The 21,745-nt window shown below is 61.8% G+C and carries 15 protein-coding genes and 1 pseudogene; 9 read left to right on the forward strand and 7 right to left on the reverse strand.

Annotated features, from left to right (window positions below):
- The 4 genes from DU490_RS14055 to DU490_RS14070 form a co-directional block, all read left to right on the forward strand.
- Nucleotides 1-764, forward strand: a 764-nt coding sequence (locus tag DU490_RS14055; RefSeq protein ID WP_404872848.1) for a type VI secretion system Vgr family protein, incomplete at its 5' end; no start/stop codon positions are given.
- Entirely contained in the window at nucleotides 764-1,318 is a 555-nt protein-coding gene (locus DU490_RS14060) for a DUF4123 domain-containing protein (protein WP_114574909.1), read from the forward strand. The genes DU490_RS14055 and DU490_RS14060, both read left to right, overlap by 1 nt.
- Nucleotides 1,315-3,918, forward strand: a complete 2,604-nt coding sequence (locus tag DU490_RS14065) for a toxin VasX (RefSeq protein WP_114574910.1) — start codon at nucleotides 1,315-1,317, stop codon at nucleotides 3,916-3,918. The genes DU490_RS14060 and DU490_RS14065 overlap by 4 nt, the downstream gene beginning before the upstream one ends.
- Nucleotides 3,919-3,921: 3 nt before the next feature.
- Complete coding sequence (locus DU490_RS14070) at nucleotides 3,922-4,917, forward strand: DUF6708 domain-containing protein (RefSeq protein ID WP_114574911.1); 996 nt, start codon at nucleotides 3,922-3,924, stop codon at nucleotides 4,915-4,917.
- A gap of 254 nt (nucleotides 4,918-5,171) precedes the next feature.
- Here DU490_RS14070 and DU490_RS14075 read toward each other — a convergent pair whose 3' ends face one another.
- Nucleotides 5,172-5,852, reverse strand: a complete 681-nt coding sequence (locus tag DU490_RS14075) for a TetR/AcrR family transcriptional regulator (RefSeq protein WP_114574912.1) — start codon at nucleotides 5,850-5,852, stop codon at nucleotides 5,172-5,174.
- A gap of 315 nt (nucleotides 5,853-6,167) precedes the next feature.
- Here DU490_RS14075 and xdhA point away from each other — a divergent pair, with 315 nt between their 5' ends.
- From xdhA to guaD, 4 genes are all read left to right on the forward strand, one after another.
- Nucleotides 6,168-7,649: a xanthine dehydrogenase small subunit gene (xdhA, locus tag DU490_RS14080; RefSeq protein ID WP_114574913.1), complete on the forward strand. Its 1,482-nt coding sequence runs from the start codon at nucleotides 6,168-6,170 to the stop codon at nucleotides 7,647-7,649.
- A gap of 133 nt (nucleotides 7,650-7,782) precedes the next feature.
- Nucleotides 7,783-10,227, forward strand: a complete 2,445-nt coding sequence (xdhB, locus tag DU490_RS14085; RefSeq protein ID WP_114574943.1) for a xanthine dehydrogenase molybdopterin binding subunit — start codon at nucleotides 7,783-7,785, stop codon at nucleotides 10,225-10,227.
- Entirely contained in the window at nucleotides 10,227-11,078 is an 852-nt protein-coding gene (gene xdhC, locus DU490_RS14090; RefSeq protein ID WP_114574914.1) for a xanthine dehydrogenase accessory protein XdhC, read from the forward strand. Before xdhB ends, xdhC begins: the two co-directional genes overlap by 1 nt.
- A gap of 227 nt (nucleotides 11,079-11,305) precedes the next feature.
- Nucleotides 11,306-12,622, forward strand: coding sequence for a guanine deaminase (guaD, locus tag DU490_RS14095; RefSeq protein ID WP_114574915.1), 1,317 nt, complete (start codon nucleotides 11,306-11,308; stop codon nucleotides 12,620-12,622).
- A gap of 281 nt (nucleotides 12,623-12,903) precedes the next feature.
- On the opposite strand, the gene DU490_RS14100 is transcribed toward guaD, so the two are convergent.
- From DU490_RS14100 to DU490_RS17025, 3 genes are all read right to left on the reverse strand, one after another.
- The gene (locus DU490_RS14100) at nucleotides 12,904-13,260 is read right to left on the reverse strand and encodes a cupin domain-containing protein (protein WP_114574916.1); all 357 of its coding nucleotides are present in this window, start codon (nucleotides 13,258-13,260) and stop codon (nucleotides 12,904-12,906) included.
- Nucleotides 13,261-13,406: 146 nt separating this feature from the next.
- Nucleotides 13,407-14,324, reverse strand: coding sequence for a restriction endonuclease (locus DU490_RS14105; protein WP_114574917.1), 918 nt, complete (start codon nucleotides 14,322-14,324; stop codon nucleotides 13,407-13,409).
- A 98-nt stretch (nucleotides 14,325-14,422) separates the two neighbouring features.
- Nucleotides 14,423-14,890: a hypothetical protein gene (locus tag DU490_RS17025; RefSeq protein ID WP_147270469.1), complete on the reverse strand. Its 468-nt coding sequence runs from the start codon at nucleotides 14,888-14,890 to the stop codon at nucleotides 14,423-14,425.
- Nucleotides 14,891-15,657: 767 nt separating this feature from the next.
- On the opposite strand from DU490_RS17025, the pseudogene DU490_RS14110 reads away from it, so the two are divergent.
- Nucleotides 15,658-17,080, forward strand: a pseudogene (locus DU490_RS14110) (NCS2 family permease).
- 204 nt (nucleotides 17,081-17,284) lie between these two features.
- On the opposite strand, the gene DU490_RS14115 reads toward DU490_RS14110, so the two are convergent.
- Genes DU490_RS14115 through cydD form a run of 3 tightly spaced genes read right to left on the reverse strand, consistent with a single transcriptional unit; the run spans nucleotide 17,285 to nucleotide 21,741 of the window.
- Nucleotides 17,285-18,280 carry an adenosine deaminase gene (locus DU490_RS14115; protein ID WP_114574918.1) on the reverse strand — a complete coding sequence of 332 codons (996 nt, stop codon included), beginning with the start codon at nucleotides 18,278-18,280 and terminating at the stop codon, nucleotides 17,285-17,287.
- Between the two features lie 25 nt (nucleotides 18,281-18,305).
- A complete protein-coding gene (gene cydC / locus DU490_RS14120; RefSeq protein ID WP_114574944.1) occupies nucleotides 18,306-20,039 on the reverse strand; it encodes a thiol reductant ABC exporter subunit CydC in 1,734 nt (577 codons plus the stop codon).
- The gene (gene cydD / locus DU490_RS14125; RefSeq protein WP_114574919.1) at nucleotides 20,032-21,741 is read right to left on the reverse strand and encodes a thiol reductant ABC exporter subunit CydD; all 1,710 of its coding nucleotides are present in this window, start codon (nucleotides 21,739-21,741) and stop codon (nucleotides 20,032-20,034) included. The genes cydC and cydD overlap by 8 nt, the downstream gene beginning before the upstream one ends.
- Nucleotides 21,742-21,745: the final 4 nt, after the last annotated feature.

Genomic DNA, 21,745 nt, shown 5'->3' on the forward strand with positions numbered 1-21,745 from the left:
TCGGGCACGAGGTGATCGTGTCCTTCCTCGAAGGCGATCCGGATCAGCCGCTGATCACCGGGCGCACCTACCACGCGGTGAACACCCCGCCCTACGCCCTGCCCGAGCACAAGACCCGCACCGTGCTCCGCACCCAGAGCCACAAGGGCGACGGCTTCAACGAACTGCGCTTCGAGGACGAAGCCGAGCGGGAACAGATCTGGCTGCACGCCCAGAAGGACCTGGAGCTGCTGACCAACAACGACCGCACCGAGGAGATCGGCAACGACAGCTTCCTCACCGTGCACAACGACCGCATCGGCGAGGTCCACGCCGACGAGCACCATACCGTGCGCGGCAACCGCCATGGGCAGACCGACGCCAACCAGCACCTTTCGGTTCAGGGCACGCTGCACGTCAAGGCCGGCCAGGCCTGGCTCAGCGAATGCGGCCGCGAACTGCACATCAAGGCCGGCCACAAGGTGGTGCTCGAAGCCGGCAGCGAAATGACGCTCAACGCCGGCGGCAGCTTCCTCAAACTCGACGGCGGCGGCGTGACCCTGGTCGGCCCCAGCGTCAAGATCAACGCCGGTGGCAGCCCCGGTTCGGGCAGCGGCCAGGCCGCCGAGACGCCGCTACTGCCGGGCAGGGCGGTGGCGGAGGTGCATGAGGCTGCCTTCTTCAAGCCTCCCGCCGCGCTGCTCAAGCAGGAGTACGTACTTCATGAAGCGGCCTTGGCGGGCGAAGGCGTTTGCGAAGTCTGCGAAGCCAAGGGAGAGAGCTGATGGGACAGTCCAACCTGTGGTTGATGATTGATGGCAAGCTCAACCCTCGCGCCTTACCCGCTCTCTATGCGCCGGGAATGGCGGAAGACGTTATCGCAGTACTTCATGGCACCGCCTACGAGCCCATTGCAGCGTCCGGACCCATACTGGCTCGCGTGAATCCCCATAGCGAACTGCAAAGACGATGGGCCGCCAACGAGGCGCCGGCCTATCACGCCTGGCGATTTACCACCGAGCTGCCTGCCTATGAGCTGGCCGCTTACTGGCGCCGTCGTCTGCTGGTGCGCGGCCCTATGGCTCGGACGCTCTGGCTTCGATATTCCGATGCACGCGTTCTGGTTCGTGGCATCGAAACAGGAGTCTTCCCCCCCGATTTCTGGCATGGGATTACCAGCCTTCAGTTATCCGCGCTGCAAGCAGAGTGGATACCTTCGCTTGAAACCAACCCTCGACCGCAGGAATGGGTAGAACCCGAAGCCGATGCGCTGCTCCCCCTGTTCACCTTCGATGAGCGTCAACTCGCCTCGCTTTCACCCGCGGAGAATGTTGCATGAGCGCTGCCCAGTGCCCCCTGCTTGCCGCCATCATCCCTGTCCGTTATGCCATCGGGCGAGAAGGTCTGGAAAGCCCATGCCTGGCTGGTCTCGAATTGCCCCAGCTCGAAGGCTCGCTGCTGGCAACAGACGACCGGGCACATGGGAAACCTCTGCGCTATGTCGCGCGTCCTCTACGCGACGGCTGGTGCTATGTATGGCTCGACAGTCAGCGCCGGCTGATCGAATACCAGGTAGCAGGCGGTAAGCTTGAGGAGACCTCGCGGGGCGGCAACCCCATCATGCCGGGGGGCGGCCCTTACCTGTTCCTCCCTTGCGGCCAAGTTGCCGCCATTGCCTGGTCGCCAGTGCCATGGAGCGATGATCACTATGCCGCGGTGCAGGGCGATAACCAGCGACGCCGGGCGCTTATGCGCGAGTTTACCCCCGCGCAGGCACCACACAGTGGTCCACTCGAGTGGGCTGTCGAGATTCCCGAGCTTTACGGCATCGCTGACGGTAGCTTTGCCTGGAGCACTGAGCCCCAAGCTTCTTTGGGGCGCTGGGAAATGCTGATGCCGACCCTGACCCAGGCTGAAGTACAGGCCGTTGCCATCGTTGACGACCCTTGGGGCGTGGTGATCGAACTCGCGCATTTGCAGCGCCAGGGCCTGGCACTGCGCGAAACGTGGTACGCCAAGGAGGGCGAAGAGCGAACCCTGGCACAGAACATTCTGGCTCTCGCCAAGCAGAACCGCGAGTTCTGGGCCAAGCTCCCAACCTTGGCCGACCAGCCCAGAATCGAAGAGGCGGCCAAGCGCTACGATGGCGAGATCGAAGCGCTGGAAGCGCAGCTTGCCGCGGTGACCAGCGACTGGCAGCGCTGGATGGACACCTTCTGGGCCGAGGGCAGCCCCGATACACTGGCCGCCGCCCAGAGCCACTTCGATCCGTCGCGCCACGATGATCATGACGCCATGGAAACCTTATGGAGCGCTGCTCTATTAGGTGCAGTACAAAGCCAGGTTGGCGCCGTCATGGTGGAGCGTATGCTCGACCCTGAACAAGGGCCTACCTTCGATCATGGAAGCCATTCGCTGTGGGCCGCGCTATTGGGTGTGATGAAGCACCTGCAGATCAGCGATGTGCAGCGCATGCTGACTCTTCCCGATGGCCTGCAGGGGCCCGATTGGGAAACCTGGGTACACAGCCTGAATCAGCTATCCGCTCAGCTTGGCAGTGGCCTGATGGCGGCGCGTGAAGGCCTGTTCCTGGCCGTTGGCATGACGGTAGGCCCTCTCCTCAAGGAGCTGGGCGCGGCCTCTGCCCAGCAGACACTGGTCGCCGGCTATTTTGCCGCAGCCCTGGCGCGCAGCAGCCAGACGATCTCTATTGATTCGGTACCAGCCCGGCAGATGGTTGACTGGCTCAACGAACCCAGCGCCCGTGTCGCCGGAGCGCCGGCATCGTTACACCAATTGCGCCCCGATTTGCTGAATCATCTTGAAGGACGCCAGGTAACGATCATGCGTGTGGCTGCCAATGATGCAACGGCGCCAGCGCAAGGAAATCCGCTAACACGTGCTATTAACGACGCGCCACTTAAGAGCGTGTTGGTACTGCTGAATGGAATCATGCTGTGGAATGGTGGGAAAGAAATTGCAGAAAAAGGTGTAACGATAAGTTCAACAGTGACCTTCAGCTCTGGCCTAAGTGGAACTGTTGCAGCCACCATAGCGATCTTCCAGCACTTTGCTCAGATCGAAGCCCGAGACCTGCGATTGGCTCAGGGAATGTCGGGTGCGTGGGAAGCAAAATTTGGTCAGTATCTCTTGCTGAGCCAAGTGACCCACGGAGCGCTAAGCATTACCGCACTATTCGACGTTGTCTATTTTGGCCGCATGGCTTGGGAGCACTATGGCCAAGGCGACCTTGACTCCACCGCTATATTGACGGGCATGAGCGCCGCCAGCGCCGGTCAGACGGCGTTGGCGGCCCAGGCTTTTATTCAGTATCGCCGTGCTCAGGCGGCGCTGAGGACCGGGCAGCTTGTCCAGGCCGCAGGTACGGCTTCACGGGCGGGCAAGCCGGGGCTGATGCTCGGTCTCACACTCCTGATCGTCGCCGGGGCGGTGAGCCTTTACTACACCCGCGAAAATCCTCTCGAGCAGTGGCTGCGTAATACGCGCTTCGGTACCAGGCCTGCCGCTTGGGCCGGCGACCTGGAGCAGGAGCTGGATGAGCTATATCGTCTGCTCTATCAGCCCCGGATGAGGTTGGAGCGCAAGGATACATGGAATCACCGCCTCAATACGCGCTACACATCTGTCTGGCTCTATGTGGAATTCCCCGCTGCTGAACGCTTCCCAGGCATGTTTACCCTGGAAGCGACCGAAGTGTGGCGTGCAGGGTTATTGGGCAATGTACGGCAGCAGAACGTCTGGACCGAAAAAGACTTCGAATTGGATATCGGCGGCCGCCATCGGCATGATCGCCCTGTGTATCGTCGAGTCTTCCACACCACTCATGAAGGGGAGAACCTGCGCTCGATCTCTGGCACACTCTACTATCGACCGTTTCCAGACCTGACGCTTTCACCCATTGAACTCGAGATCGGCTAAGCTATGCAGAGCATCAAGACGTACTTCGCTGACCTTTCCCAGCGGCTCGGCTTGGCCGACGAGCTGATCGTGCTATCGCCCAAGCACCGGGCCGCCAAACACCCCATGCAGTTAGGCGAGGTGCAGGACCAGACCGAGCACTATTTGGATCTTTCCAGTGGCGCCGAAGAGGGCAAGGGAATCTTTACTGGTATATGGGGGCTTCTTACGATTTATACTGCCATATTGATGGCGCCAGCATTGCGCTTGGAAGGCGAGTTGGCCAATTACTTATCAGTTGTTGGTGGTGCTTTTGGTATTACATTAACTGTTTTCTTGCTGGAAGTTTTTTGGCCATCCTCTTCCCCTATTCGCTTTAACCGCCGTACCCGAGAGGTCTATTTTCAGGACAAGGACAAGCTTTACCACGTACCTTGGGACGAAGCGGTGGCCTGGATGCAGGAGAGCCGCACGGTGACCCAGTACACCGGCGCCATGACGGAAACTCCGTTACAGCTGTTGCTGCAGCGTTATGGGAATCCGGAGGAGGTGATTGCCTTGCGCCTCAATTTGCCTATGGGGCGCACCGCGGAAACTCAAGGCATGTTCTGGGAATACCTTCGCTGCTATATGGAGGAGGGTCCTTGGTTCGACGAGCAGGGAAATACCGTGAGCGCCTCTAACCGTAAAGAAGTGCTGGAAAAATATCGGAAAAAGCACAAGACAGCTAAAGTCCATCTTAAATTGAATCGTGACTTGGTTCGGCAAAACATCATGCCGCGAGGACGGATGTGGGCAACCACAGTTTTTGAGGTTTTCATGCTCCCTCTTTTTTACATTCGCGACCTGACCGCTAAATATGCCCGGCAGCGCGCGGCCGGCAACCAGTGGCATCCTCTGGTCAAGGAGCGCTGCCGCCCGGATGGACCCACCACACGGCTCTACGATCTGGAAGTGGCCGAGGGATTGCACGAGGGTGCGGAGATGAGTGCTGCTGAACAAGCCCCCGTTTCACGCTGATCCATGCAGAGCATCAAGACCTACTTCGCTGACCTTTCCCAGCGGCTCGGCTTGGCCGAAGAGGTGATCGTGCTATCGGCCAAGCGACAGGCCGCCACCATATGTTCTGGTCAAGTCAGAGCGGAACACATTGTCAAGCCGCAGCTGCCAATTCAATCTCCCTCGGCGTCTGGTAGCCCGGGGGTGCCGGAACCTGCTGACGGTGCTTGCGGCACCAGCGGTCCAACACACTGCGCTCTACTCCAACACTCTCATCATCCCCCGCCCCCAGGCGGCCTGACCCCACACCCCTTGAGGATCACCTGAGTGAGAAAACGAGTGATCCGCTCCACGTCGGCATCGGAGATCTCAGCCTTGCCGGTGATGCCGAGTACCTGGGCCTCGAAATCAGCGTAGTGCTGGGTGGCCGACCAGATCAGGAAGATCAGCCATACCGGATCGACCGGGTCCATCAGGCCCCGCTCGGCCCACTGTTCGAAGATCTTCGCCCTGGCATGCACCCACTCGCGCAGCTCTCCTCGCAGATAGCCCTGGAGGAAGGGTGCCCCGCCGAGGATTTCGGCGGCGAAAAGCCGCGAGCCTTCAGGGTGGCGGCGAGACAGTTGCATCTTGCTGCGGATGAAGGCTTCCAGCACCTCGGCCGGGGCGTCCTCCACGCTGATATCGTCGAGCAAGGCGTTCCAGCGCGCCATCATCCGCTCGAGCAGGCGTACGTAGAGACCGCGCTTGTTGCCCATGTAGTAGAGCACATTGGACTTGGGCAGCCCCGCGGCTTCGGCGATGGCCTGCACGCTGGCACCACGGTAGCCGTACTGGGCGAAGACCCGTTCGGCCGCCGCCAGGATCTCCCGCTCGTTGCGCTCGCGCGTGGCGCCATTGGCGTCGGCACCGCCGCGGGAGCGGTTCCTTTTTTCTATAGCTGGCAGTTCTGACATCGACAGGCCCCTGCCCTTGTTGTGTTTCAGTAAAGCGAAAAGAGTGCCCCACCCCGGCGTTTCCTGCAAATGGGGGCCACTCATGGCAAGGATACCTCTTTCCTGCGCTCCGCTCCCCCTTCAGACAACGACCGCAGGCAGCGACCGCCTACAACCCGGAGAAAGAGCCCGGGATTGGCCCAACAAAGCCCGCACCCGGACTTGCAAAGTGCGACATTCTGGCCCATGCTGAAAACATCCTGACCAAATGGTCAAGCATTTGCGACATACGCATCCTCAACCAGGTCAACAAGCGACTCAACAAGAGACACGGCGATGATCGACTTCCTGCTCAACGGGCAGCCACGCCACTGCGAGGCGACACCCGAAACCAGCGTGCTTGAACTGCTGCGAGAAACCCTTGGCGCCACGGGTACCAAGGAGGGTTGCGCCTCCGGTGACTGCGGCGCCTGCACCGTCGCCATTGGCGAAAAAGGCCCCGACGGCGAGCTGCGCTACCATAGTGCCAATGCCTGCATCACCCCGGCCCATCAGTTGAATGGACGCCATCTGGTCACCGTGGATGGCCTCGCCGATGGCGACAACCTCCATCCCGCCCAGGCCGCCATGGTCGAGTGCCATGGCAGCCAGTGCGGCTTCTGCACCCCGGGCATCGTCATGTCGCTGTTCACCCTTCACGAGGAACAGCGCCGGCAGGCCGACAGGGCCCTGGCACCGCTGACGCCGCAGCGCCTCGAGGCCGCCCTGGGAGGCAATCTCTGTCGCTGTACCGGCTACCGCCCGATCCGCGACGCCGCGCTGACCATGAACGAGCACCCGGAGCATCGCCCGCTGTGGATTGACGCCGCCGCTCCTGAGCCGAAAGCCCAGCACGCCGCTGATGAAAGTCCCTTTGCCCAGCCCACCACGCTCGCCGAATTGACCGAGTGCCTGGCGCGCCACCCCGAGGCGCGGCTCGTTGCCGGGGCCACCGACCTGTGGCTGGAGAGCACCCAGCGTCTGGTGCGCTTCGAGCGGCTGATCGATGTCACTCGCGTCGCTGAGCTGAATGTGATCGAAGAGACCACACTCGAGGATGGCCGTCGCGGCTGGTGGATCGGCGCTGCCGTGACCTATACCCGTATCGAACCGCTGCTCGAGGAACACTTTGACGCCTTTGCCCACCTGCTCCATCGGCTGGGCTCCTCACAGATTCGCAACCGGGGCACCCTGGGCGGCAACGTAGCCAATGCCTCGCCCATCGGCGACACCCCACCGGTTTTGCTGGCACTGGGCTCGCGTCTGCGTTTGATCGGCCCCGGGGGTGAGCGCGAACTGCCTCTTGACGACTTCTTCCTCGACTACAAGCGTACCGCCCTGCAGCAGGGTGAAGCGATCCGCGCCGTATTCCTGCCCCACCCCGTCGAGGGGGAAACGCTCAAGGTATGGAAGCTGTCCAAACGGCGTGAGGACGATATTTCCGCGGTGCTCGGGGCTTTCGCCTGGCGCCTGGAGGATGGAATCCTGCGTGACGTGCGCCTGGCCTTTGGCGGCATGGCCGCCATTCCCAAGCGTGCTGCCCGGGCCGAAGCGGCGCTCGAGGGCAAGGCGCCCTCATCGGCGGCCTTCCAGGAAGCACGGCTGGCGCTGTCCGAGGATTTCCAGCCCATGTCGGATGTGCGTGGCAGCGCCCACTATCGCCAGGTCTCTGCCGCCAACCTGCTCGAACGCCTGCGCCTAGTGCTTATTATTGAAAACCAGGCGCAGGACGCCACAGACAGCCCTCGGGAGGTGATGCTCCATGCGTACGCTCACTAAGCTTTCCAAGGCGCCCGAAACCGCGCCGGATTCCAAGGCGCCCGAAACCGCGCCGGATTCCAAGGCGCCCGAAACCGCGCCGGATTCCAAGGCGCCCAATGCCGCGCCGGAACAGGATCAAGGGACTGCCGACATGAGTGCCGACTCGGCGGCTGCCCGTCACGAGCTCGATGGGCGCATCAAGGGTGACGGCCCCCTGGCCCGCGACACGATTCCTTATACCAATACTCACCCGCACTCCCAGCCCCACGAGAGCGCGGTCAAGCATGTCACCGGGCGGGCGGCCTATATCGACGACCTGAGCGCCCCGGCCGATACCCTGCATGTGGCGCTGGGGCTCTCACCCGTCGCCCATGGCCGGCTGACCCGCCTCGACCTGGCAAAGGTTCGCGACATGCCCGGCGTCGTGGATGTCATCGCCGTGGGCGATGTGCCCGGCCACACCGATATCGGCCCGGTCTTTCCCGGCGACCCCATCTTCGTCGAGGAGGAGATCAGCTACGTCGGCCAGGTCATCTTCGCCGTGGCCGCCGAGAGTCATCGTGCCGCGCGGGAAGCCGTCCAGGCAGCAGTGGTAGAGATCGACGAGCAGCCGGCCTGCCTCGACCCGGTCGCCGCCGCCGAGCGGGAAGAGTTCGTGCGGCCCAGCCATATCCAGCAGAGCGGTGACTGGGAGCAGGCGCTGAAGGAAGCCGCCCTGGTAGTTGAGGACGAGCAGTTCGTCGGTGGCCAGGAGCATTTCTATCTGGAAGGCCAGGCCTGCCTGGTGCAACCCACCGAAGACGAGGGCGTGGTGGTGTTCACCTCCAACCAGCACCCCAGCGAGACCCAGAAGCTGGTTGCCGAAGTCTTGGGTATCCCCTTTCATGCCGTCACCGTTGAAGTGCGCCGCATGGGCGGCGGCTTCGGCGGCAAGGAGACCCAGGCCTCACCCTGGGCCTGCATCGCCGCACTCATCGCCCGGCGCACTGGCCGCACCACCCGCGTCTGTCTGCCCCGCGCCGACGACATGCGCGTCACCGGCAAGCGCCACCCCTTCCATAACCGCTACCGGCTGGGCGTCGACGAACAGGGCGTGATCCTGGGTGGCGAGATCACCGTGATCGGCGACTGCGGCTATTCCCCCGACCTGTCGGACGCCATCGTCGACCGCGCCATGTTCCACAGCGACAACGCCTACTCGCTGGGCGATGCCCGCGTGACCGGCCACCGTGCCCGCACCCATACCGCATCGAATACCGCCTTTCGCGGCTTCGGTGGCCCCCAGGGCATGATGGTGATCGAAGCGGCCATGGACGATATCGCCCGGCGCATCGGCGAGGACCCGCTGACGGTGCGCAAGCGCAACTTCTACCGCCCCGACCGCCAGACCACCCACTACGGCCAGCAGGTGGACCAGATCGCCCTGCTCAAGGAGCTGGTCGAGCAGGTCGAGACCAGCAGCGACTACTGGGAACGGCGCCGGGCCATCACCGAATTCAATGCCGACAGCCCCATCGTCAAGAAAGGCCTGGCGCTGACGCCGGTGAAGTTCGGCATCTCCTTCACCGCCAAGCACTTGAACCAGGCCGGCGCGCTGCTGCACGTCTATACCGACGGTAGCGTGATGATCAACCACGGCGGCACCGAGATGGGCCAGGGCCTGCACACCAAGATCTGTCAGGTGGTCGCCCGTGAGCTCGGGCTCGATACCAACGAGGTACGCATCAGCGCCACGCGCACCGACAAGGTGCCCAATACCTCGCCCACCGCGGCCTCCAGCGGCGCCGACCTCAACGGCCAGGCCGCTCGCGATGCTTGTATGAAGCTCAAGCAGCGCCTGTTCGACTTCGCCCACGAGCACCTCTACCCGGATCAGGGCCTCGACCGGGAAGACATGCGCCTGGAAGCCGGGCACCTGGTGGCCGGTCACGGCGAGAGCGAGCAACGCATTCCCTGGGGCGAGCTGGTCCAGGCGGCCTACCTCAACCGCATCTCGCTCTCGGAGAAAGGCTTCTACGCCACGCCGCTGATTCACTACGATCGTAACGTCGGCCAGGGACGCCCCTTCTACTACTACGCCTTTGGCGCCGCCGTGGCGGAAGTCAGCGTCGATACGCTCACTGGGGAGTACCAGGTCGACCGGGTCGATATCCTTCACGACGTGGGCGACTCGCTCAATCCGGCCATCGACATCGGCCAGGTAGAGGGTGGCTTCATACAGGGAATGGGCTGGCTGACCAGCGAGGAGCTGAAGTGGAACGACGCCGGCCGGCTGATCTCCGACGGCCCTGCCACCTACAAGATCCCCACCTACGGCGACCTGCCGCCGGTGTTCAACGTCAGGCTGATGGAGGGGCATCCCAACTCCATGGCCAGTATCTATCGCTCCAAGGCGGTGGGCGAGCCTCCCTTCATGCTCGGCATGGCGGTGTGGTCGGCCCTGCGAGATGCCCTTTCGAGCCTGGCCGACTACGCCGAGGCGCCACGCCTCGACACGCCGGCCACGCCGGAACGGGTACTGATGGCCGCCGAGACCCTGCGGGCCCGAAACGATACCAGGCATGATACCTGGCCACTGGAAAAGGGTGGCGCGTGATGAACGCCCAGCGCCCCGAAAGCTGGCATGAGGCCCTGCACCGCTTGCAACGGGACGGTCTCCCCCATGCGCTGGCCACCGTGGTGACCAGCGCCGGCTCGACGCCCCGGGAGCCCGGGGCGAGGATGGTGATCACCGCAGACGAGGTGTTCGATACCTTGGGTGGCGGCACCTTCGAATTTCAGGTGATCGACTCGGCCCGCGAGCAGCTGGCATCGGGAGAGCACGGCATGAGCCTCGAGGCCTTCGCCCTGGGCGGGCGCAGCGGACAGTGCTGCGGCGGCTTCGTCAACGTGCTGCTGGATATCTTCCCCGGCAGTGCGGCGACCCTTGCCATCTTCGGCGCCGGCCATGTCGGCACCGAGCTGGTCCGCCTGGCCGCCCCGCTGCCCTGGCAAGTGCTGTGGCACGACAGCCGCGACGCTGTCTTCCCCGCCTGGTCCGAGACGCAGCCGCACCTGGCCTGTCGGCACACGGCCGACCCGCGTGCCGCCGTGGCCGCACTGCCCGCGAACAGCCACGCGCTGGTGCTGACACACGACCACGCCGAGGACCGCGAGCTGGTCGACGCCCTGCTGCAGCGCGGCGACATGGCGTCCATCGGCCTGATCGGCTCCAAGAGCAAGTGGGCCAGCTTCCGCTCGCGGCTCACCGACGCGGGGCACGACGAGGCAGCCTTGGGCAGCGTGCGCTGCCCCATCGGCACGGCTTCCGGTGGCACCGGCGGCGACAAGACGCCCTATGCCATTGCACTCGCCGCCATCGCCGAGCTGCTGCCCCTGGTGGGCAACGCTGAACACGCCGACCAACGCGGCCTCGATCCGGCTGAACTGCGCGGCATCTTTAGCTAATCAACACCGAAGGCGAGTGCAAGCGAACTCTCCTGAGGAGCGCCGGGGCCAGACCCCTTATCAGCTCCGACAACTGCCTTGAGGGGCGCCGGGGGCAGGCCGAAGAGGAGGTCTTTTGCCAGGGAAGGCAAAAGTAGCGCCCAGGGAAGGGTTCACAGCGCCTCCTCGCAGGCCTGTCGCCGGCACAGCCCCGACGCTGTTACATAGAACGAGATGAGCCCGAGACCATGACCATGACCGACTCCCGCGTGATACGCGCCGAACTGCTGAGCTTCGATGCCGACCCCGGCGAGGGCGACACCCCCGCCGAGGGCAGTGTTCGCCATATCGAAGACGGCGTCCTGTGGATCGAGGATGGCCGCATTCACGCCATCGATGAGTTTGCACGTCTCGAACCCGACCTGCCTCCGGGCATCGACGTGATCGACCATCGTGGCAAGCTGGTGATGCCCGGCTTCATCGATAGCCACGTGCATTACGTTCAGCTCGAGATCATGGCCTCCTACGGACGACAGCTGCTCGACTGGCTCAACGACTACACCTTTCCAGAGGAGTGTCGTTTTGCCCAGTACGATCATGCCCTGGCGCTCTCCAACGCCTTTCTCGACGAAATGCTTCAGGTCGGCACCACCACCGCCCAGGTGTTCTGCTCCAGCCATCCCGATTCGGTAGACGCCTTCTTCACCGCCAGCAGCAAGCGCGACCTGCGCATGCTGGCCGGCAAGGTGCATATGAATCGCCACGCCCCCGAGGCGCTCTGCGACGACACCCAAGGCGGCGTTCGCGACGCCGAGCGGCTGATCAGCGACTGGCACGGAACGCGCCGGCTCGGCTACAGCCTGACGCCACGCTTCGCCCCCACCTCGACCCGGGAGCAACTGGACGCCACCGGCGGCATGCTGCGCAACGACCCCAGCCTGTGGCTGCAGACCCACCTTTCCGAGAACACCGGGGAGCTGGACTGGGTCGCCGAGCTGTTCCCGGAGAGCCGCGACTACCTCGAGGTCTACGAGCAGTCCGGCCTGGTGGGCCCACGCAGTACCTTCGCCCATGGCATCCACCTGGACCAGGAGATGCGCCAGCGTCTCGCTGATCGCGGCGCCAACCTGGCCTTTTGCCCCAGTTCCAATCTGTTCCTGGGCAGCGGCCTGTTCGACCGCCTGGCGGCATCCGACGTCGGGCTCAACGTCACCTATGCCAGCGACGTTGGTGGCGGCACCGACCTCTCCGGTCTGGCGACCCTCAAGGCCGCCTATCAGGTCGGCCAGCTGCGCGGACAACCCCTGACGGCCTGGCAGGGCTTTTACGGCCTGACCCTGGGCAACGCCCGGGCGCTGTCGCTGGACACGCAGATAGGCCGACTGGCACCCGGCCTCGAGGCCGACTTCGTGGTCCTCGACCCCGATGCCACACCGCTGCTGGCCAGGCGCCATGCCCGCTGCCGCACCCTCGGCGAGCGTCTCTTCGCGCTGATGATGCTGGGCGATGACCGCAGCGTACTGGAAACCTGGGCGGGCGGACGCTGCCAGCACAGGCGCGAGTAAGCCTGAAACGAAAATGGCGAGTGGTTTCCTCAGAGTGAATCGACTGTTCCGACAGGAACAGGATTAATGAGGACCACTCGCCATGGGTGAAAGCCTATTCACCTGGGCGACCTTGTGTGATGGCGCTGCCCGTGCAGAACTGAGCGGCCAGCGCACCATCAGCAATAGCGGTGTCTTTCTATAGCGTGAAACGCCTGGTAACGTAAAATTAAGGGGCGCGCTTTAGCGCGTCCCTCTTGAATGCCGGGTTAGAACTCTCTTGGGAGCACATTTGAGAAAGACTATTTTTCAGCCAACGCAAAACCCGCGTTGCCAGGTGCAACCACTGAGACAAATACAAACGGCACTGGACCAGAATTCAAAGCGCCATGTACTTGCCCAGGTTTTGCTATGGCAATATCTCCAGCCTTTATATGAGCGACTATGCCGTCTCCTTGGTAATATTCAGCTTCTCCAGAGATAACTGTCCAAGTATCTTGGCCGTGGGGGTGAATATGAGCGGCTATTTCTTGCCCAGGATGGGCATGCCAAACAACAACTGCTGAGTCTTTGGTTTCCAGAACCACTGAACGAATTGGTTCGCCGTCAGATGGACGAATATGTTTTGCTACCGAAAATATTCTTAATTCCATTCCCATATCCTTTCCAAAAATCTAATTGGTTTGAAAAGTTATTACAGCACAACTGTATCCGAGAGTTCTAACGCAGAGCGAGCTGGTGGCCTTTTTGGAGCAACGCGGAGAAAAGGCGATCCGCGTGGCGCGTCTTGTTATAGGTGTCTCAGTCAATCTTCAATGAAGAAGTCCGTATCCACCTTTCTGACTTCATATATCGTTGCCGTACTGACTCCAACACCATGATCAATCATCAGTTGCACGAGATCTGCTCCATCTATCAGAACAACCTTCGGATCAATTTGACCGACGTAATCCAGTGCCTCTTTCGAGAAGCGGCTGGTTGTGATGAACACCCCTTTCTTGGCCCTTTGGCCATGAAGAGCTCCAACAAATTTCTGGATCTCTGGTCGGCCAACCGCTGCTTCCCAACGCTTGGCTTGAAGGTATATGGTTTCCAGACCGAGACGGTCTTCTTTGATGACGCCATCAATACCTTCATCCGCCGTTTTCCGGGTAGCCCTGCCCGCTTCATTTACAGAGCCCCCATAGCCCATTGAAACGATAAGGTGAACAACCAGTTTCTCGAAAAATTCCGGCGTATTGCCCTCTACCAAATGAAGCAGTTCGTTTGCCGTTTCATCCCGTAACTGCTGGTAGGCTTGCTCCAATGTTTCTTCCGGAGTCGTAGTTGCTGTCTCGTCGTCGCCGGTGTGGGTTACTTTCTCGGTTCGGTTTTTGCTGCTTGCCTGCCGAAACGCCTGAAACTCCTCAAACCGCTGTAAAAATTTTATGTCTATACGATCCGGGCTTTCTGAAAGGATTTTTCGGCCGCGATCACAAATACGAAATTTTCCCCGCTTGGGTGATTCCAGGACTCCGGCTTGAGTCAAATAGACCTTCGCCCAAGCTACGCGGTTTGCAAATGTAGATTGCCGACCGCTTGGCAATCTTTCCTCAAGATCTTCTTGAGACAGTCCCATTATTTTCGCCAAGCCCTCACGGGCTTCCTGCATCGTGTGCTCTTCGCCATCAGCGGAGAACTTGAGCAACGGCAACATCAATGATTGAAAATCAGGTACAGCCAAGGGGTACTCCCATACTCTTTACCTATAACGCGGAGCTTAACGGTGCGACGTAAGGAGGGCGGTCTCAATGACCGCCGAGCATCCGGTACAGCAAATTGTTAAGAATTTGATGCTCTGGCAGAGCGGACTTTGTTGTAGGGAGTTTCTATTTCCCGCAACAGAAAGGCCTCTAACCCATAAGCCAAGTATGCATAGTCCTGGTGAAAACCAAGAGTAACCACCTGAGACACGCCCCGATCGGCCCATTTTTTCTTAGGGGCGTACCGTCTATTCTTTACAGGAACACCTCGCTGACCTTCTGCCATGCGGAAATATTGATTCGTCCTTGCACCAAGGCCATACCCTGTATATTTACCACTGCCTAAAGAAGCGCCAACGCCAATATATAGGACTTCGTCATGCCCTCCCAAAAGAAGATATATACCTTGTTTGTTGTGCCCAGGCAGTGTTCCGACCAAATTCCACGGACTATTCCAACTTGGCACTTCGGCTTCCGAGAGAGGCCAATGTCGACGGAAAAATTCATCGGAGGCAGCTATGATGGCATCGAACGTAACTTTTGGCACGGTTCTCCCTATTCTTAACCGTGATTGGACTGCACGTCCTGATATTGGATGTACACACCTGCGCGTTCAAGAATCTTATTTAACGCGCCCACTCCATCCTAACCTATTGATTTTAGTAATGCCTAAGCATAGCTCGGCCACCTATGCAGAATTCGCGTGCATGCACGTTTTGCCGGAACCAATATACTGTATGCATATTATTTTATATTAAGAAGCCAAGCATGGAGGCACACACTGACCCCAAAGATCATGGAACAGCTGAAGGCGATCATTCGCGTGAAGCGGTACAGGCCCCTGAACGTGAAGTGCATATCAGGAATATTCGTACGGTGCAGGAAATGCCGGAGTGTGTAGCCCTCTGGGTTGAGCCACGAATTTCAGGGACGCTACCGCCCTGCTGGCAGAACGAATGATAATTTCCCTCATCCCTAGTGCGGCATCCCTGAATGCGTCTTGGTCACGTAAGCCATCTTTGCGGCTTTTTACCTACCGTAACCAAGCAAGGCCTTGAGAGCAACGCCTACCAAGGAAGCACCAGGGTATAAGTGTCCGCTGTTGTCTGAAGCCAGCACCTTCTCTACAGCGCGCCACTCCATTCTGAAATCTTTTTCCATGTTGGCCTAATACCTTGGTCGAGACCTTCCTGACCAAACGGTCATATTGTCTAGGCTGTACCATGCCGTGATTGACCATGTGGTCAGCATGGAAACGACCCTGGCTAGCAACACCCGTTTCCCAGCCTCTCCAACAACAATGGATTCATTGATATGGAACCAACCTCCTCCTCCCTTGCCGAGAAGAGTGCCGCCCGCCCCGACGGGCAGGCCTCGGAATCTGCCAACTGGCTGGACCACTATCTCGGGGTGACGCGACGCGGTTCGTCACTGCGTACCGAAATCCTCGCCGGCATAGCTACCTTCCTGGCTGTCATGTACATCATCGTGGTCAACCCGGCGATTCTCAGCGACGCAGGCATCCCCTTCTCCGCAGCTCTCTCGGCCACTGTGCTGATCAGTTTCATGAGCAGCCTGGCGATGGGGCTCTATGCCCGTAACCCGATCCTGGTCGCCCCGGGCATGGGCATGAACGCGCTGTTCACCTATACCCTGGTGCAGGGTGCAGGGCTCTCCTGGGAAGTGGCACTGGGCTGCGTGTTCTGGTCGGGGGTGCTGTTCGCCACACTGGCCATGTTCAACGTCCGCAAGGCGATCATCGAGGCGATCCCCCCTTCGCTGCGCTATGCGATCACCTGCGGTATCGGTCTGCTCATTACCTTCATCGGCTTCAAGAATGCCGGCTTCATCGTCGGCAGCGATGCCACCCTGGTGTCGCTTGGCAATATGGACGCCAGCATGGTCACTTTCTTCATCGGCATGATGGCAACGGCAATCATGGTGATCATGCGATTCAACGACGCCCTGATCCTGGGTATCGTCCTGACAACCCTGCTGGCATCCCCCATGGGCAGACTGTAGGGTGGTGATGTAGTGGTGCAATGGAGCGGCCTGGCAGCCTGGCCCGACTTCAATGCGGTGATGCAGGTAGACATCTGGGGGGCGCTGAAGGTCGCCTACCTGCCGTTCATCTTCGTCATGCTCTTCACCAACTTCTTCGATGCCCTCTCCTGCTTCATGGCGCTCTCAGAGTCGGCCGATCTCAAGGACAGGGATGGCAACCCGCGCAACCTGAAGCGCTCCATGACGGTCGATGCCTTCGCCTCGATGATCGCCGCACCGCTGGGCACCAGTGCCGCCCAGACCTTCATCGAGTCCGGCGCCGGCGTCGCTCAGGGCGGTCGTACCCGACTGGTAGCTGTGACCATCGTCTTCCTGTTCCTGCCGTTCCTGTTCCTGTCGCCGCTTCTCTCATTGCTGCCGGGTATCGCTACCGCGCCGGCCCTGGCCCTGGCCCTGGTACTGGTACTGGTACTGGTACTGGTACTGGTACTGGTGGGGCTGTTCATGCTGGCACCGATCAGCAAGATCGAATGGGCGAAATTCGACCAGGCCTTCCCCGCCTTCCTGGCCATCATCCTCATGCCGCTGACTTACTCGATCACCCTGGGTATCGCCTTTGGCTTCCTCAGCTTCGTGCTGATCAAGCTCTATTACCGGCTGTATCGAGGAGATCAAGCCGGCCATGTGGGTCTCGGTCGCCCTCAACGTGGTCATGCTGGTCACCACCCACTGAGTTCCCGATGCCGCCAGGGATGGCGGCATCCTACTCATCGACGGTAGTAAATGACATCGACTATCCGGAAGGCCGTCAGGCCGGCCAGCACGGCAGCGAAGAGCAGCAGCATCAGGTAGTCGGCCTGCCGTAATATCACCTCGCATCTGACCCTACTGGCTCCCGGCGGAACTCGGGAGCTATTTCATGCGCTCGCGGCCAGCTTCATGCGCTCTCGGCAAGCTGACGATGCAGGTCGAGGCGTCGGCTGTCGCTGATGAAGGCCGCCTCGATGGCGGTACCGGCCAATTGGATGAAGGTCTCCCGGGACCAGCCAAAGACCTCATGGCAGGCCAGGTAATTGTCGAGCATGCCGCCGCCGAAGTAGGCCGGGTCGTCCGAATTGAGCGTCACGCGCAGGCCCGCATCCAGCAGCTGGGGCAATGGGTGGTCCTCCATGCGGCCGACGACATTGAGCTTCACGTTGGAGAGCGGACAGACGGTCAACACGACGCCTTCGTCGCGCAGCCGCGCGACCAGTTCGGAGTCTTCCAGGCAGCGAACACCATGATCGATGCGGCAGACATCCAGCAGGTCGAGCGCTGCGTAGATGTACTCCGGCGGGCCCTCCTCACCGGCATGCGCAACCCGGGGAATGCCGAGCATACGGGCACGCTGGAATACCTCGATGAACTTGGAAGGAGGGTGACCCAGCTCCGCACTATCGAGCCCGACGGCATCGATCATCTCCCAATAGGGCGCCGCGCTTTCCAGCACTGTCATTGCCTCCTCGGCCGATCTGTCGCGCAGGAAAGCCATGATCAATGCTGTGGACATGCCCAGCTCGCGTTCGGCATGTCGCTGGGCCAGGCTCAGTCCCTCCATGACGACATCGAGCTCGATACCCCGGACCAGGTGAGCCTGGGGATCGAAGTGCATCTCAACGTGCACCACTCCTTCCCCATGGGCACGACGAAAATAGTCCATGGCAAGGTCATGGAAGTCTTCAGCGGTCCTAAGCACGCTCATTCCCTGGTAATAGAGGTCGAGAAAGGCGGGCAGATCATCGAACTCGTAGGCCGCACGCACCGCCTCTACCGAAGCGTATGGCAGGGCGATACCGTTTCGTTCGGCCAGGGCAAACATCAGCTCCGGTTCCAGGGAGCCTTCAATATGCAAATGGAGTTCGGCCTTGGGTAGCCGCCGAAGGAAGTCACGCATTGATCACCTCGTCGCCAGTTTCTCTTCATCCTGATCGAAACGGGTGCGCTGCGCAATCGGTCAACCGTCCCTGATAAAGGCGCTCATGGCGAGTGATACCTGGCGGCTCGAAGGGCCCTCCATCGAGCTGGTGCACCAGGTAGAGCACGGTGCGACCGGCAAGCCATTGGTCTAGGCGACCCGAGAGTCTAGCCGCCATTTCGGCATCCAGCCCGGCAAAGGGTTCATCGAGGATCACTAACCCAGGGTCACGCAACCAGAGCCGTGCCAGTGCGAGGCGGCGCGCCTGCCCACCCGAGAGCTGGCGCCCCCCTTCACCAACCCGGGTAGCCAGGCCGCGGGGGAGCGACTCGGCCCACTCCGCGAGTTCCACCCATGCCAGTGCCCGCCAGAGGTCCGCGTCAACCGCAGCGGGGTCGGCCAGGTACAGGTTGTGCGCAAGGCTGTCCTGAAAGAGGTCGATGCGCTGTCCCAGGACGGCCACTCGCTCGCGCAGTGAGCGCGTCTCGATGGTGGATAGCAGCTCGCCACCCAGCCATATCCCACCAGCAGTTGGTGGTAACTGGCGGATCAGCAGCGCCGCCACGCTGGACTTGCCGGCGCCGGAGGCGCCCGTCAGGGCCAGCCGCTCCCCACCGAGAAGTTCGAGGTCAATATCCTCAAGGACTGGCTGAATCGCGCCGGGGTAGCGCAGCGTCACCCCGCGCAGGGAAATCGACAGTGGCCCTGTCGGCAATGAGACGCTTCCCGGCTTCGTGCCCTCTCCCCCCGACGCCACCAGTTCATTGAGGCGTTCGGCCGCACCTCGAGTCGCCCCCAGATGGGTGAAGGCCACGGGCAGTTGTGCAAACGCTTCCCCTGCGGCAAGCACCGCCAGCGGCACCATGACCATCACTGCCGCGCTGATCTCGCCCTGCTCCCAGGCCGCAGCCGCCAGCCAGAGTGCCGCCAGCATGGTCAGCCCGACCACCAGATTGACCAGCGATGTACCGAAACCAGCCAGCCGTCCCAGGCGACGCTGTGCTTTTTGCAGCTGAGTCTCACGCTGCTGCAGCCGGTGGCGGTGTGCGTCGCGAGCGCCGTAGGCTTCCAGTTCCGCCTGCCCCTGCAGATGCTCGATGGCCTGGCTACGCAGGCGCTGCAGGTGGCTGACCTGGTTATGGCTTGGTGCCATCCCCAACCAGGCCTGTCCGGCGGTTAGCCAGATCCAGGTAGGCAATAGCAACGCTGCCACCGCCAGCCCCGCCACGGGCACCCAAATCGCTAGAAAGCCCACTAGCAGCACGATCGCCAGCAGCGCCACGATGGGAGGAGCCAGCAATCGAAGATATAGGCTATCGAGGGTATCAATATCGGCGGTAAGGCGATTGAGCCAGTCGCTGGCACGCCGTCGGGCAAGCACACGCTCGTCGAGCCCCGCCATTACCGCAAACAGTTTGCCACGCAGATCGGCCAGCAGCCGCAGCACCGTGTCATGGTTGTAGAGCCGCTCGACGTAGCGCGCCACGGTCCGAGTCACTGCGAAGGTGCGTATCCCGCCGCCAGGCACATACACGTCGAGGCTCACCGCCAGCCCCGCCGCCAGCGCCATGCCGGTCACAGCGCTGGCGGTGATGAACCAGCCCGAGAGGGCCAGCAGACCGATGGCGGAGAACAGCGTTAGCGCCAGCAGCGCGGCGCCGGCCAGCAACCGCCCACGCCGGCGCGCCAGCAAATGCAGCCAAGGGTGCAACGTTGCCACCAGCGAATGATCACGCATCGTCGCCACCCCCTTCTCCGCTCCCATCTCCGGTATCCGACGCGATCCGCCCCGCGGCCAGCGTCAAGCGCCGTGTTGCCAGCGCCATCAGAGCCGGATGATGGGTGGCTATGACCAGAGTACGACCGGTATCCGCAAGCTGCCTCAGCGATTCGATGACCCTGGCCTCGCCTTCCTCGTCGAGGCTGGCTGTGGGTTCATCCAGCAGGACCAGCGGTGCATCGGAAAGAAACACCCGCGCCAGCGCGAGTCGCTGTGCCTGGCCACCGGAGAGTCCCGCGCCACGTTCACCCAGGGGAGTGGCAAGGCCGTCGGGTAACGTGCCCATCAATTCGGCCAGACCGGCATGTTGCAGGGCCTGCTGCAATTCAGCATCACTCGCCCCGGGAGCGGCCAGGCGCAGGTTGTCGGCCAGGCTGCCATGGATCAGCAGTGGCCGCTGGTCCATCCAGGCGAAGCGCGCCCCCCCCAAGATGCGCCTTTCGCCCTGGTCCGGGGCCACGAAGCCGGCCAGCAGTTGCAACAGGGCCGACTTGCCGGCCCCGGAAGGGCCCGTTATCACCAGGATCTCGCCCTGCAGCACGGACAGACACAGCGGCCCCAAGACCCGGCCACGCTCCGGGTGACGAAGGGAAACATCGGCGAGCGATAAGACCTGCCCTGTCGTGCGGACCGGCACGGGCTGCCTGTGCCGCTGCGCTATCACGGGCTCGGACAGCAGTTCTACCATGCCATCTGCCGCACCCAGCGCCATGGCGCGATCATGATAATGCTGAGCCAGGCTGCGCAGGGGCTGGAAGAACTCCGGCGCCAGCAGCAGGACCAGAAGCCCGGTGGACAACGTCAACTGTGGAGACGGACCATAGTCGATATAGCCCAGCAGCCCGAAGCCAACATAGATGGCAACCACGGCGATGGCCACCGAGGCGAAGAACTCCAGCACCGCCGAGGAGAGAAAGGCCAGCCGCAGGGTTCGCATGCTCAGCCGCCGGTAGTCGTCTGCCGCCTGCTTCACCTCATGGGTCGACGCCCCCGTGCGGTGGAACAGCTGAAGCGTGGCAATGCCGCGAACCCGGTCGATAAAATGCCCCGCCAGCCGGCTGACCGCGGCAAACTGCGCCTGGTTCAGCCGTTCCGCCCCGATCCCTACCAGTGCCATGAACAGGGGAATCAAGGGAGCTGCGAGCAGCAGAAAGAGTGCGGCCAGCCAGTCCAGCCACAGCACGACTAACAGGATCATCGCGGGAATCGCCATGGCGAGCCGAAGCTGCGGCAGGAAGCGCGCGAAATAGCCGTCCAGCGCCTCGACCTGCTCCACCAGTTGACTGGCAAGACCTGCCGTATGGCGAGCACCGGCACGCACCGGCCCTATTGCCGCGAGGTGATCGAGCAGTTCGGCCCGCACCGCCCGGCGAATGCGCAGGCTGGCTTCCTGTCCTGCCATTTCCTGCCCCCACTGGGCCAGGGCACGGGCCAGCAGCACCGCTGCCAGGGCCAGGAAACTGCCGCCAAGCGATGCCACGCTGGCGCCGTCGACCAGCAGTCGGCTGATGATCCAGGCCAGCAGCAGCAACTGCACGATGGTCAGGGCGCCGACAGCGAAGCCGGCCAGTACCGCCAGCGCCAGCCAGCCTCGCTGGCCGGCGGCATGGGCCGCCAGCCAACGGCGCGGCGTCAGTTCCTGGCCGAAGCGCTCGCCCATCGGT

Source organism: Halomonas sp. DQ26W (assembly GCF_003339685.1).
In the GTDB taxonomy this organism is placed as follows: Bacteria; Pseudomonadota; Gammaproteobacteria; order Pseudomonadales; family Halomonadaceae; genus Halomonas.

Bases quoted from the DNA above. Each gene is read 5' to 3' on its own strand.
- DU490_RS14060 (WP_114574909.1), top strand. From the start codon at position 764: ATGGGACAGTCCAACCTGTGGTTGATGATTGATGGCAAGCTCAACCCT.
- DU490_RS14075 (WP_114574912.1), bottom strand. From the start codon at position 5,852: ATGTCAGAACTGCCAGCTATAGAAAAAAGGAACCGCTCCCGCGGCGGT.
- cydD (WP_114574919.1), bottom strand. From the start codon at position 21,741: ATGGGCGAGCGCTTCGGCCAGGAACTGACGCCGCGCCGTTGGCTGGCG.
- xdhC (WP_114574914.1), top strand. From the start codon at position 10,227: ATGAACGCCCAGCGCCCCGAAAGCTGGCATGAGGCCCTGCACCGCTTG.
- DU490_RS14115 (WP_114574918.1), bottom strand. From the start codon at position 18,280: ATGCGTGACTTCCTTCGGCGGCTACCCAAGGCCGAACTCCATTTGCAT.
- cydC (WP_114574944.1), bottom strand. From the start codon at position 20,039: ATGCGTGATCATTCGCTGGTGGCAACGTTGCACCCTTGGCTGCATTTG.
- DU490_RS14070 (WP_114574911.1), top strand. From the start codon at position 3,922: ATGCAGAGCATCAAGACGTACTTCGCTGACCTTTCCCAGCGGCTCGGC.
- xdhB (WP_114574943.1), top strand. From the start codon at position 7,783: ATGAGTGCCGACTCGGCGGCTGCCCGTCACGAGCTCGATGGGCGCATC.
- DU490_RS14065 (WP_114574910.1), top strand. From the start codon at position 1,315: ATGAGCGCTGCCCAGTGCCCCCTGCTTGCCGCCATCATCCCTGTCCGT.
- DU490_RS14100 (WP_114574916.1), bottom strand. From the start codon at position 13,260: ATGGGAATGGAATTAAGAATATTTTCGGTAGCAAAACATATTCGTCCA.
- guaD (WP_114574915.1), top strand. From the start codon at position 11,306: ATGACCATGACCGACTCCCGCGTGATACGCGCCGAACTGCTGAGCTTC.
- xdhA (WP_114574913.1), top strand. From the start codon at position 6,168: ATGATCGACTTCCTGCTCAACGGGCAGCCACGCCACTGCGAGGCGACA.